We start from the raw sequence: 12859 nt of genomic DNA on the forward strand, positions 1-12859 counted from the left end.
ACGGTTTTAATCAACTTACTTTCTGAAAAATACTGATTTATAAGGTGATGAAATCCTGCGAGTGAGTGAGCATACGTGAGATAAACCCTTAAAACCGAGGGACGGAAAACGTTTGATCAATATACAGTAATGGGAGGCTGCCGAGACGATCGGCAGCCTTTCGCTTACCTAACGGGCAGCATAGTTGAATCAGATTAAAGGAAGATTTTAAACTCCGAGCAAATAAAACAATATGGCTTTTGGTTATTGTGAAGTAAGTAATTCCGTCTAAGCCAGTTTTTTATTCGAATTTCGTTAATAAGACGTTATCTGAAATCATGGAGAACAAGTCTTAAATTCAAAACAACAAAATCAGGAGAGAATTAATGTATATTTTGTCGAGATTCTAGAGATGATTGGACAAGATATCCTGGTACTCCTGGATAAGATACCTTTGGCTCAACAACTTCGCTCCATTCAGGGTCTTGGGCCCATCTTCGTTGCAGCTATCCTTTCGGGTGCAGGTCATCTAAGTCTGTATTCTCATGGGCGACAACTACTGAGAAGAGCAGGTATGAACCTAGCTGAGAGTATGCTGGGGAAACGGAAAGGGCAGATCGTACTCTCAAAACGGGGTGATGCAACGCTGCGAAAGTATTTGTATTTAGCGACCTTACGTCTTATTGGTAACAATCCGTTGTTTCGGAAGTGGCATGAACATAACGTACATGTAAGGCACATGAAAAAGTACCGTTCCTTGTTTAAATTAGTTGGTAAACTAGCACGTATTCTGGTTGGTCTAGTTCAACGAGGAGAGTCTTTTTTCGCCTGACAAAGCCGTTATTCATGACTGTGTAGCTTAAATTAAATCTATATTACGTAGGTTGGTTCATTCGCAGGATTACAAAGAAAGCACGGAGTACCAAGCTTCCTGTATTCGGATTGAAAGAGAGCGCTTCGTTTGAAATTGAGCTGGGCAAATGCATTAATCGGATTCAAACCTGGCCAACCTTGGCATCGCCATTCTGCCGGAAATTTTCGTCCTACATCTCGACAACTCCAAAAAGGCTATCCCTATCACCAGTCTAACCGTTCAAATCTCGCTCATTACCCGTAAGCCGTCGGTCAGCAAACAGCTGCTGAGTATGCCTGTTTTCATTCCGTCACCACTTGCTACCCTGGCGCTGGTATAAGCTTCGGTGAAATAACATAGGGAACTAATATCGGATCAAGCATGTATTTACGTGTTTTGCTATGGTTCGATTTATTAATTATCTAGATCGCGAAAATAAAAAAAGGCTCCAAGAGGCACTGCATTGAGCAGTGCTTCTCTTCATATTTGCTCGAATAAGGCAACAAATATATGCGCATAATAATCAATGAAATTTATGGAAAGGGAGGGAACGACGTGGAGCCTAGTATTCCTGTGGGTGTGAGCGAGAGTATTAAAATCAATCATGACGCGATGTATGGCATTTTTCATAATTGTGCCGATGTTGTATTTAGACCTCTTAAACTATCTGAACACTCGAACATTCTACTCGTTTATATTGAAGAATTAACGGATTCTAACAAATTGGAAGAGATTATTTCGGCATGTATGATAAGTCGTGATGTTGATCGACTGACACAGTATAAAATGGTTTTTAACATTTCGGAAATCGTAGCAAAAGTTCTGAAAGGAAGTACGGCTATCTTTGTAGATGGAAAGCCATTTGCTTATGTAGCGGTTCTAACCGCTTTCAAACAACGCGCGATCAATGAACCTTCAAATGAGGCATCTATACGCGGTCCGCGTGAGGGGTTCACCGAAGACTTAAAAACAAATTTAAGCATGATTCGAAGAAAAATAAGTAATTCGAAACTTAAGTTCGAAAATCATCAAGCAGGTGAGTTGACCAATACTTCGTTTGTCGTTGCGTATATCGAAGATAAAGTCAAACCAGAATTGCTTCAAGAAGTTAGGGCTAGACTTCAATCTTTCCATACAAATCAACTACTGGATTCAGGTTATATTGAAGAATTTATTGAGGACAAATCCTTATCCCTTTTCCCGCAAATTCAGAATACAGAACGTCCAGACACCGTTTCCTCAAGTTTATTGGCAGGAAGAGTGGCCATTATCGTTGACGGCTCCCCAAACGCACTGGTGCTGCCGATGACATTCTGGGCAGGTTTTCAAGCAGCAGAAGACCATTATGAACGCTTCTTATACGTTTCGGCCGTCAGACTTTTACGGCTCCTACTTGCCATTATGTCTTGTCTAGTTCCATCCATATATGTTGCGCTTACGACGTTCCATCCACAGATGATCCCACTGGCGCTAATGCTTAGTATTTCAGCAGCTAGAGAAGGAATTCCGTTTCCATCGGTAGTTGAAACTTTGTTGATGGAGCTTATGTTCGAAGGATTACGGGAAGCCGGTCTTCGATTGCCTAAAGCCATCGGGTCAGCAGTGAGTATCGTAGGAGCACTTGTTATTGGGGAAGCAGCCGTCCAAGCTGGATTTATCTCTGCTCCCATCGTGATGATTGTTGCGGGTACTGGGATTGCCTCGTTCGCTTTTCCTAGCTATAGTCTGGCATTACCTTTTCGAATGCTGCGGTTTCCGCTGCTGATTTCAGGCGGAGTCCTTGGTCTGTACGGGATTGCGATCGGCATTATGTTCATCATGATTCATCTTGTGACACTCAAGTCATTCGGTATGCCATATTTAAAACCGGTAGCACCTATTGGTCCAACTTTCTGGAAGGATACGCTTATACGAATGAATAAAAAGTACGTATCGGCACAAGAAAAATAATGAAGAAAATCGGGTGTTTCATCCTTCTTTTGATACAGGCACTGATGCTCTCGGGATGCTGGGACCGAAATGAAATTAACGATTACGCATTCTGGATTGGAACTGCCTTAGATTTATCGGAAAGCGGCAAACTTCAAAAAAGCGCTCAAATCGCGGTTCCCGCTGATTTCAAAAGTATCAGGGGTGGTGAGGGAAACAAACAAAGGGCCAACATTGTATTAACGGCGACCGGATCGTCAATCGTAGATTTGACGCAACAAATTCAAGACAAGCTGCCCCGTAAAGTTTTCCTTGGGCATCGCAGATCCATTTTTATTGGAGAAAAACTGGCAAGAAATGGGCTAATTGATGTTATGGATCAATTTACACGAAATACAGATACGCGTTTGCGGACGGATATTTTCGTTGTGAATAACGGAGAAGGAAAGGAAGTATTGAATATTAACAGTCCGTTCAATCAATTTTCATCGATCGTGGCTGTTCATCAAGATCGATATTGTCGCTTAGGAGACACGGCCTTACGAGATGTTTTAATTGATGTAGGGCGGGATGGCATTCGTCCGTCCATGCCGATGGTCGAGATTTCACCAATGAATAAACAAGAGAAAGACAAAATATTTGATGTCAGATCTGTTGCCATCTTTAATAAAGATTTGCAGATGGTCGGGGAAGTGAGTGGGAGAGAATCGCTCGAATTATTTTGGGTCAAAGGTGTATTGAAAAATCAATTCGTGGCGGAAGAGATCGAGGAAGGAAGTATATCTTTATATGAATCCAATTTAAAACAAACCATTCGAACTCAATTTGATGGTAATAAGCTGAAAGCCTATGTAAAACTAGTGGGAACCGGAAGGGTACTTGAAAACAATACGGACATTGATCTTTCTGTATCCACCGAACGCATTCACATAGAAAATAAGCTAAACGCAATAAAAGCAAAGCGAGTAGAAGAAACAATAAAGAAGTTGCAGACTCAGTTTGGGCAGGACGTGTTCGGAATCGGCGAAGAATTTCACAGAGAACATCCTTATCGATGGAAAGAACTTCGGAATAAATGGGATGAAATATTTCCGACTGTTGAAGTGGCGGTCGATGTCAAGTTGATTATTCAGAGTACGGGAGATATCCGCAAGCGAATCGTAAGAAAAGGAGATAAAGGAGAAAAAGAATGAAAATTTCAACTTGGCAGTTGTTCTGGATGTTTACAACGTTAGAGATATCGATGTCGATATGGCTAACCATATCGCCAACCATTGAAATCGCTAAACAAGACGCGTGGATCTCACTTGCGGTGGCGGGTTTTATTGGTTTGGCCGTAACGATGATTTTAGTTCGAGTCAGTCAGCGACATGCTTCCCATACGCTGGTCGAGTTTGCGCAAAAGCTTTTTGGGAAGTGGGTCGGAAAGCTATTTAGTCTGATGTATATTTTGGTTTGGTATTCCGTATGTGCTGATATATTGCGAATATTTTCATTATTTATTAAGCAGATTCTGTTCCACGATACGCCGGTATGGAGTATCTCCGCTCTGATGATGGCGGCAATGGTTTACATAACCTTCGCTGGCAGTGTCGAAGCCATTGCACGTTTCAGTGAAGTGGCTGGACCACTGATTCTAGCCGGCATTGTCATTTCATTTGCATTAAATATACCCAATTTGCACACAGCGCTGCTTCTGCCGATATACGCGGATTCTGGCGTCATGAACATTTTAAAGGGGTCATTGGTGAATGCATCCTTCCTGGGGGAATCCATGATGATCATGATGTTAACGCCTTTTATTGCGAAGCCGGAAAAGCTGCTTAAGCCGGTCCTATTGTCAATTTGCATTCCGTCCTTGCTCGCAATTGTTGCGACAATTATGGTTATTTCAACATTCGGAACCAATATCGGTTCGAGCATGTATTTTCCGTATTTTGCTATGGTTCGATTCATTAATTATCTAGAGTTTATTCAAAATATGGATGTATGGATTGTGTTCATCTGGATTTTCAGCGTATTAGTAAAGTTGTCCATCTACTTGTTCATCAACAGTTATGGAACAGCACAATTGTTTGGTATCAAGAAATGGCGGGGAATGATCGCAATAACTGCCCCCGTCATTTTCGCTATTTCATTAATACCTGCAAACATCTTTGGGATATTGGATTATTCGAACCTTGTCTGGATTACATATATTTTTCCGATTTTCATCGTCGGTTTTCCGGTTATTTTTCTACTCATTAGTCTTATTAGGGGCCGATCATTCGCAACATAATAGTGCAAGTGATCTGGCCCCGCTGTCGTACCAGGTTATTGTTGGTAGGGGGAGAGCCAACATTTTAACGGTTTTATACGCTAAGTGAAATCGTTGAGTTTAATTGACCGCTAAAGATCATTTGCTGCAATCAAATGCATGAAATACAGTCTTTTCCACTTAGTCTCAGCGGAAGAAACTGGAATGAATATATTCTTCGCAACGGAGACTATATCGTCTTCGTGGACGATGCCCTCAAGCAAAAAGACCTTTCTGTTCGGCTCAGTCTGGTACCTTATGAAAGATATAAAGAACAACGAGCACAATGGAATGCACGTCTAAGCGATTTGGTTTTGGTGCTTCCTCATTGGTCAATACGTTCCGTGAAATACTTCGTTTCCAGTAGTCAAATTGCTAATTAAATAAGACAATGTGTTGTCAATATATAAATTTAGGGGATGAATTGAATTGGCTAAAATTAACTCACCTTTTTCATCTAAGAATTTAGAATTGAAAAATCGAATTGTTATGCCTCCCATGTGCCAATATTCCGTCGACGCCGAGGATGGTGCACCAAATAATTGGCATTATGTGCATTACGTTTCTCGAGCAATAGGTGGAGCGGGTCTCATCATTATGGAAATGACTGACGTTGATCCTGACGGAAGAATCACGAACAGAGATCTCGGCTTGTGGTCAGATGATCAAATTCCTGCCTTTAAACGTATCATTGACGAAGTCCACAAGTACGGAGCGAAAATTGGTATACAAATCGCGCATGCGGGACGAAAAGCTCAAGATGCAGAGAAGCCTATAGGAGCTTCTGCTATTCCGGTTCCCGAAGAAGGCTTCAGAACACCGCGCGCTCTTACTACGGATGAAGTCAAAGCAATGGTCGTTAAATTTAAAGAAGCAGCAAGAAGGGCAATCACGGCTGGTGTCGATACGATTGAGATTCATGGTGCTCACGGATATTTAATCCATCAATTTCAGTCTCCAAGTATCAACAATCGGACTGATGAATACGGTAAAGACTTATCTCTTTTCGGTGTGGAGGTTATTCAAGCAGTCCGTAGTGTGTTGCCTTCGGACATGCCACTAATCATGCGGATGTCAGCAATAGAATATATGGACGGTGGTTACGGTTTGGACCACTCTATCGAAATTTCCAAGAAATACAAGGCTGCCGGTATTGATATTTTTCATGTGTCAAGTGGTGGTGAAGCTTCTCCAGGGAAGTTGAAACCAGGCATCCACCCGGGATATCAAGTTCCGTTTGCCAGAGCGTACAAACACGCACTTAAGCTTCCTGTTATCGCGGTCGGGAAATTGGATGATGCACACCTGGCGGAGGCAATTAAGTCCATAGCTCATGTTGTAGAACCGCCGGTTCAGTATGCAAGAGCGATTCCTCGTTCTTTGGTTACAAAACCCATATGGCCATGAGTGAGGAGCGGATTATTACGGCAGCCGTTGTAACGACGGGTGAGAAGAATGACGGCAAACAACTGCAGAGCCTCATCGAAAATAGCAAGCAAGCCGGCATGGAAGTGAAAACCGTCATCGGTGATTCGGCATACTCCGAGAAGGACAACATTGCTTACACCAAGGAGAATACGATTGAATTGGTGGCTAAGCTTAATCCGTCTGTTACGCAAGGCTACCGTAAGCATGAAGATGAATTTCAGTTCAACAAGGATGCGGGTATGTATGTCTGCAAAGCCGGCCATATGGCGATTCGAAAAGCACGTCAAGGCAAGAAAGACGTTGGAACGAACCAGACAGATACCTACTACTTTGACGTGGAGAAGTGCAAGAGATGCCCCCTCCGCGAAGGTTGCTACAAGGATGGGGCAAAAAGCAAATCCTATTCGGTGAGCATAAAATCCAGTGAACACACCGAGCAGATGGCATTCCAAGAGAGCGAGTACTTCAAGACGAAGGCAAAAGAACGCTACAAGATTGAAGCAAAGAATAGTGAACTCAAGCACAGGCACGGGTACGATGTAGCCACATCCTCGGGTCTATTAGGTATGGAACTACAAGGTGCTATGGCCATATTCACGGTTAATCTAAAGCGAATATTGAAGCTAATGTAGTAAAAACCAATCAACAAAACCTGAATTAGATAGGAGAAAAGACGACCCTCATCCCCATAAACTGGGAATGAGGGTCGTCTTTTTATTCGTGTCTCGTATTGTTCCGAAAACCAAGAAGTTCTTCAGTGGCCTCCATCGCGGCAACTCCTCTTTTTTGTTCATTCAAGTAACGGGCAGCATTCCTATTATGAAGAAATACGAGGTTTGAAAAATAAAAAGACTCCTTGGTATGATGTAAATGGATCCCAGTTGCTGGCCAGCGACAGATCCAAAAACAAAACTAAGGAGACTACAACATGCATTCTACTCAAAATGAACGAATTAATCAAATCACTTATTCTACCTTAATTATCGGAGTCGACATCGCAAAATTCAAACATGTGGCTCGTGCGCAAGACTTCCGCGGAGTCGAGTTCGGGAAGCCGATTACGTTTGAGAACAATAGAGAAGGCTTTGAGTTGTTCATGAGCTGGTTTCAGAAGATTTCAATGGACCAAGGGTTCCAGGACGTTATAGTTGGCATGGAACCTACAGGTCATAACTGGCTGAACCTTGCTCATTTCCTTAAAGAAAAGCAAGTGAAGTACGGTGTGGTGAATCCATTACACGTGAAGAAAAGCAAAGAACTAGACGACAATTCGCCTACGAAGAATGACACTAAAGATGCGAAAGTGATTGCACAGTTGGTCAAAGACGGGAGATACGCCATACCTAGCCTTCCTAAGGGCATTTATGCCGAACTCCGGGAAGCGATGAAAATTCGCGAACACCTAACAACTGACCTTTGTGTTGTGCAAGCACGCGTCCATAACTGGTTAGATCGGTATTTCCCAGAGTTTCTGACGGTCTTTAAAGATTGGGAGTGCAAATCTGCCATCCAAATGTTAAACCTTCATCTACTGCCTCACGAACTTGTTCACGTGCCGGATACAACCTTACTACAGCACTTGAGAGAAGCTGCAAAGCGAGGGCTTGGTCTAGGTCGAATCATTAGTTTGAAAGCAGCAGCAAGCTGTTCTGTCGGCATACGAGACGGTTCAGAGTTAGCTAAAATGGAGTTGAAGCTGACCCAGTACGAATGGTTTCAAAACAAGCTTGAAGAGCTGGGGGCAAAGTTGGATGAACTGCTCATGCAGATCCCACATGTGCAGCAATTGTTGGCCATGAAAGGGATCGGCAGGGACACCATTGCAGGTTTTCTAGCTGAGGTGGGCGACATTGGTCAGTACCGTCATCCCAAGCAGATCACGAAGCTTGCTGGATTGAACCTGAAAACAAACTCATCAGGTACACACATTGGACAGTCGAAGATAACCAAGCGAGGCCGTAAACGTCTTCGTGCTTTGCTCTTTCGAGTGATGATGCCGTTAGTCGCTAAAAACGCAGCCTTCCGGGCCTTACATGAGTATTACACCAAACGACAGGTGAATCCGCTCAAGAAGATGCAATCTCTCATTGCGTTGTGTAATAAGCTTATACGAGTCTTTTTCGGCATATTAACAAAAGGTTACGAATTTAGTGAAGAAAAGATGATGCAGGATATCCCTAGATTTGCAGAGTTACCACAAGCAGCTTAAATAACGATACTCAGCGTTATTAATGATCTCAAGAAAGGCAAGAGAACGATAACAAGAAGCACGGATGAGTCGGAAAGGCACTATCCTTACGGACGAAGAGATCCTGTCGGGCAGTATATCTGACCTCCACCTCATGGACAGGTTGAATGAAGGAATGTGGGAGCGTAGACTCTGCGAGATGTGGGAGGGTTGACCGCCATGAGCCCATGTGGAGATCCAAAGGTGCAACTATACTTTACCATTATATCCACTATTTTCAGCATGTGGATTGGGTGAACAGTTTTTTTGCACTTCAGCAGACCCATAAATTTCTTCTTCTACAACATCGTTCCAATAAAATGTTATCTTCTAATAAGCATTTATGGTAAGAATCTAAGAAAACGAGAGCATTTAAGAGATAAACGATTCTCCATAGAGGGAGGATAATGGAAATGTCTGGAGAAGAGATTATGGGATGTAAAAGTGAAAAATAGACGTTTTAGGTTATGTCCATATTATTGAGGCTAGAATGTATGCAAAGTAGATTAGAACAAGACATTATTTCAACGGCAGAAAGCTTCACAAATAATTTTTCTGATAAAGGAAATTTCGATTTTAGTGTACAAAGTTTACGTAAAGTAGAAGATATTCTTGAAGAATTATGTGAGTATGAAATAGATAATGATTCTTTGGATTCTGTTTCTTCTATGGTTGGAAGTTACATTTTCGAAGTAGCAAGAAGGAATTATGGTGGGAAGTACTATTGGATGCAAGATAGAGAACAACCTGTTTTAGTTACTGGTGAGCCGGAATTTTCAATTTCAATTTTTGCTTTCGATAAAGTTAGAGGTAGAATTCAGAATGGGAAAGAAGATGAGATACCATATTACTTTGATGGTTATATCAATGCAGTTGAAAAAGGTAAGGAAACAGGCTACTGTGCAACAATTGTTTAAAGTCTAGGAGATAAGCTAACGGCGGACAAGAGTGTAATAAGCACTATAGCTCAATAGACATCACCAGAAGGCTGCCGGTACGATCGGTGGTCTTCATTACGTTAACGGGCAGGTTAATGGAATACTTATACCATATCAGGAAAAGATAAACTAGGGTGATTAAATGAGAAAAAAGTTGTTATATACTCTGGTTCTTATCATTAGCATTTTGTTTCTTCCTCAATCGACATTAGCTGAACCTCAAAAGTTAATACATGACGAAACTAAACCGCCAAACTATAACATCTATAAGAATGTTGATTACCAAGTTGAGTTCCAGTATCCGAAAACGTGGAAACCAGTGACAGGATACACCCCTGCTAAGTACGAAGGTACAGACGGATATTTTTTAATTAGTGCAGTATCAGGGGTAGGCTTGAATATAGATGATGTTGTGAAATTTAATGCATATCATAAGTTACAACCATATGGATCAAGACCTAAAATAGAAAGTTTGATTATATCAGGACAAGAAGCAAGACTAATTTTGCCTTCCACTGACCAAGATGAGCATATGCATAATGAAGCAAGTTTAATTATCAAATATCCTTCACCAGTGACTATAAACGGAGATAAATACTACTATCTCATCATCTATGCAGATCAAAACCATATATATCAAATCGGTAATACTGTTTCTTTTATACATTCATAAGTAAAACCATATCCCTGATGTAGACAAACATTAACGAGCAGTTAGCCGTGGCAACCTGTTCTTTTTGTTGAACTAACGAAGAACTTTAGCTGCATAGAGACAAACAAAGTAGGCGCCGTGGCGACCTGCTTTGTTTATTAAGGTAACGGGTATTTACAGGCATTTACCCTCAATTAAAAAAGAAGGAAATTGTTGAGTATTAGTTGAATAACTCAATGTAAGAAAATAGGGGGTATTTATGTGGGATATGAATTAAATATTACGAGGGCTAAGTACACGTTCGAAGCGAAAGAAAATCCAATAACTTTAGAAGAATGGAAAAACTATATTTCCAATGACGATGATTTAAAGTTACAGATAGAGGACATTTCACAAACACTTCCTAATGGAAATGTACTATCAATGAAGAGTGGCGAAGGAATGGCATCTTGGAATTATAACGGAGAAACAGTTTTTTTTCGTTATTCAAGGGGGCTTATATTGGCTCCTTTTCATCCTTACGGCGATGAACCTCAATACATAGAAAAGTTAAAGCTGAGAAGTTAGACATTAGAAACTGTACACAATTGAAGGTATGGGTGAAGAAATGGCAAAACGGAGAGGCCTTTAAAGTACGATCAGAGAAAACAACCTCGCCTCTTACAGGACGTCCTCGCACGATCTTTGGTACGGTGGAAGAAGAACGGGATTACCTGAAAGCGCAGGTAGATTACGTAAAAAAGCGGTATCCAAATCTAGTAAAGGAGAAGCCCCGAGTTAATAGTCGAGGAACTACGTCTCGTTCCGAAAAAACAATAAAAACTAAAACACATGGATTGTGACACAAGACATAAAAACTCATATATATAAAGGGCATATACCTGTTTTATAGACATGTGTATAAAATACGGATTTTGTGAAGAAGCACTGTCTTGCTCTTAGCCAACTTCTTCTCCTAAGACGGTTCAACACTCGGGACATGCTCATCGTAAAAAGATTAATTTGTTCAATGGGTTTCGTTCTACAAGCATACTATTTTATTATTTGAATAAACCTACAAAAATAATTGCTAAAAACCAAATTAGCATTAGAATTCGATCCGTTAGAATCCTTTTATAATGCAAGATAGATGAAACTAGAAATATAACAATAATGAGAATAATAATCATAAGATTTGATTGGATGTGACTTTTGATTTTGGTTCATACATGACTAGGCTTCTAATGGCATATCCCCTCCACAAACTAAAAATGACTCTAATCGGAATTAACATTCCGTATTACGTTTTTGATTTTATCATGCTATACAATAATCGTCAATAAACGGAATATAAATTCCAATTTAGTACAAACAGTCTGCAGGATGTACTCTTAAATAATCTCTAAAAATACCACGCCGCCCCTTCCCTCTTAAGATCTTCTGAACGCAAAAAGACACCTGAAATCACCCCGTTAAGTGTTTTTCAAGTGCCGTAAAGTTTGTCTGTCTTCTCAAGTTTATCGTTTACCCAAGTTGTTCGTAGCCATTGATTGACTGTCTTCTGTGTTACCTTCTGTTTACACGGCTATGTCTTGTTTCGCTCGTTTGTTTCTGAACTGACGGTATGCTGCAGAAATACACATCAAAACTCCTGTTGTGGCAAAGACGCCAACTGGAAAACCCCAGGTTCCCCATGCTGGGTATATAAGTGGCATCAACGAGACACCAAATGCAACAGGAACAGGAACTTTAAACAAATTACAAAGAATGACTGTAATCAATACATTTATGACACCAACCCAAATGATTGAACCTGCCAACAAGTGATAGACTCCTACTGAAAGAATAGCCGTTATCGTCAATACCGCTAAACGAGATGGAATCAATTTCCAAGTAAATTTCTCAGTATGAAAGAGCTCAAAAATGAGGGCAAATACAGGCGGAACCACTATAACTTCTAGTTTTGTTACGAATGCCAGCCCAATCCAAAGGCATAAAACAATGGTAATGATAACCGTATCCGTTTTCTTTCGAAAATTCAGCGTACCATCAGGCAACTTTTCTGGATTTCTCAATCTAAAAGCGGCCAACATAATCACAAACGTAAAGACAGTAGTTGAGATTACAAAAACATAGTCATGTAGACCTAAAAAGATCGGCAGCAATGTAGCAGGAATCGTTGGTCCAAAATTGACGCGAAATACATGCATTAAAATGACAACAATCACAAGACCAAACCATATTTTCATCAGAGGCGTTAGGGACAAATCGTTCAAAGAAGTACCAATGAATGCACCTAATGTTGGGGAAAGCCACAGGTGGACTGGCTTCTTTATCCAATGCGGTACTGGAAACACCATAATCCCCATGGCCATACCAGCAATTTCCGGGAATAGAATATCCTTTTGTTGTAGAACTACAGCACCAACAAGCATGAGAATAACTAAAATATAAGCTGATAAAAAACTTCTGGATTTTAGGTTATTCCAAACCATTTCAATAGTTCTCCTTTTTCGAGACCAGTCCATCATTACTATGAAGAAAATGTACTGGTTCCTTTGTCATTTGAGATTTCAGT

At 40.9% G+C, this 12859-nt stretch carries 10 protein-coding genes and 1 pseudogene; 10 read left to right on the forward strand and 1 reads right to left on the reverse strand.

What is annotated here, in order from left to right:
* Positions 1-391: 391 nt before the first annotated feature.
* From AC58P7_RS26455 to AC58P7_RS26500, 10 genes and pseudogenes are all read left to right on the forward strand, one after another.
* Entirely contained in the window at positions 392-811 is a 420-nt protein-coding gene (locus tag AC58P7_RS26455; protein ID WP_497348327.1) for a transposase, read from the forward strand.
* A gap of 576 nt (positions 812-1387) precedes the next feature.
* Entirely contained in the window at positions 1388-2782 is a 1395-nt protein-coding gene (locus AC58P7_RS26460) for a spore germination protein (RefSeq protein ID WP_497348329.1), read from the forward strand.
* On the forward strand, positions 2782-3954 hold the full coding sequence (locus AC58P7_RS26465) for a Ger(x)C family spore germination protein (RefSeq protein WP_497348331.1): 1173 nt from the start codon (positions 2782-2784) through the stop codon (positions 3952-3954). Before AC58P7_RS26460 ends, AC58P7_RS26465 begins: the two co-directional genes overlap by 1 nt.
* Positions 3951-5039, forward strand: a complete 1089-nt coding sequence (locus tag AC58P7_RS26470) for a GerAB/ArcD/ProY family transporter (protein ID WP_497348333.1) — start codon at positions 3951-3953, stop codon at positions 5037-5039. The genes AC58P7_RS26465 and AC58P7_RS26470 overlap by 4 nt, the downstream gene beginning before the upstream one ends.
* A gap of 507 nt (positions 5040-5546) precedes the next feature.
* Positions 5547-6464, forward strand: a complete 918-nt coding sequence (locus tag AC58P7_RS26475; RefSeq protein ID WP_497348443.1) for an oxidoreductase — start codon at positions 5547-5549, stop codon at positions 6462-6464.
* A pseudogene (locus AC58P7_RS26480) lies at positions 6422-7117 on the forward strand (transposase); the annotation flags it as partial. The gene AC58P7_RS26475 and the pseudogene AC58P7_RS26480, both read left to right, overlap by 43 nt.
* A 296-nt stretch (positions 7118-7413) precedes the next feature.
* Positions 7414-8694: an IS110 family RNA-guided transposase gene (locus AC58P7_RS26485; protein ID WP_497348335.1), complete on the forward strand. Its 1281-nt coding sequence runs from the start codon at positions 7414-7416 to the stop codon at positions 8692-8694.
* A 512-nt stretch (positions 8695-9206) separates the two neighbouring features.
* Positions 9207-9629, forward strand: a complete 423-nt coding sequence (locus tag AC58P7_RS26490; RefSeq protein WP_497348337.1) for a hypothetical protein — start codon at positions 9207-9209, stop codon at positions 9627-9629.
* Between the two features lie 163 nt (positions 9630-9792).
* The gene (locus AC58P7_RS26495; protein ID WP_497348339.1) at positions 9793-10323 is read left to right on the forward strand and encodes a peptidase M56; all 531 of its coding nucleotides are present in this window, start codon (positions 9793-9795) and stop codon (positions 10321-10323) included.
* A 240-nt stretch (positions 10324-10563) separates the two neighbouring features.
* The gene (locus AC58P7_RS26500) at positions 10564-10869 is read left to right on the forward strand and encodes a hypothetical protein (protein ID WP_497348341.1); all 306 of its coding nucleotides are present in this window, start codon (positions 10564-10566) and stop codon (positions 10867-10869) included.
* Between the two features lie 989 nt (positions 10870-11858).
* Here AC58P7_RS26500 and AC58P7_RS26505 read toward each other — a convergent pair.
* Positions 11859-12776 (reverse strand): hypothetical protein, encoded by a 918-nt coding sequence (locus AC58P7_RS26505; RefSeq protein WP_497348343.1) that lies wholly within the window; start codon positions 12774-12776, stop codon positions 11859-11861.
* Between the last annotated feature and the right edge of the window lie 83 nt (positions 12777-12859).

Source organism: Paenibacillus sp. J22FR5, from assembly GCF_059691975.1.

Coding starts and splice junctions, on each gene's coding strand:
- AC58P7_RS26465 (WP_497348331.1), top strand. CDS start 2,782: ATGAAGAAAATCGGGTGTTTCATCCTTCTTTTGATACAGGCACTGATG.
- AC58P7_RS26495 (WP_497348339.1), top strand. CDS start 9,793: ATGAGAAAAAAGTTGTTATATACTCTGGTTCTTATCATTAGCATTTTG.
- AC58P7_RS26475 (WP_497348443.1), top strand. CDS start 5,547: ATGCCTCCCATGTGCCAATATTCCGTCGACGCCGAGGATGGTGCACCA.
- AC58P7_RS26505 (WP_497348343.1), bottom strand. CDS start 12,776: ATGGTTTGGAATAACCTAAAATCCAGAAGTTTTTTATCAGCTTATATT.
- AC58P7_RS26485 (WP_497348335.1), top strand. CDS start 7,414: ATGCATTCTACTCAAAATGAACGAATTAATCAAATCACTTATTCTACC.
- AC58P7_RS26490 (WP_497348337.1), top strand. CDS start 9,207: ATGCAAAGTAGATTAGAACAAGACATTATTTCAACGGCAGAAAGCTTC.
- AC58P7_RS26455 (WP_497348327.1), top strand. CDS start 392: ATGATTGGACAAGATATCCTGGTACTCCTGGATAAGATACCTTTGGCT.
- AC58P7_RS26470 (WP_497348333.1), top strand. CDS start 3,951: ATGAAAATTTCAACTTGGCAGTTGTTCTGGATGTTTACAACGTTAGAG.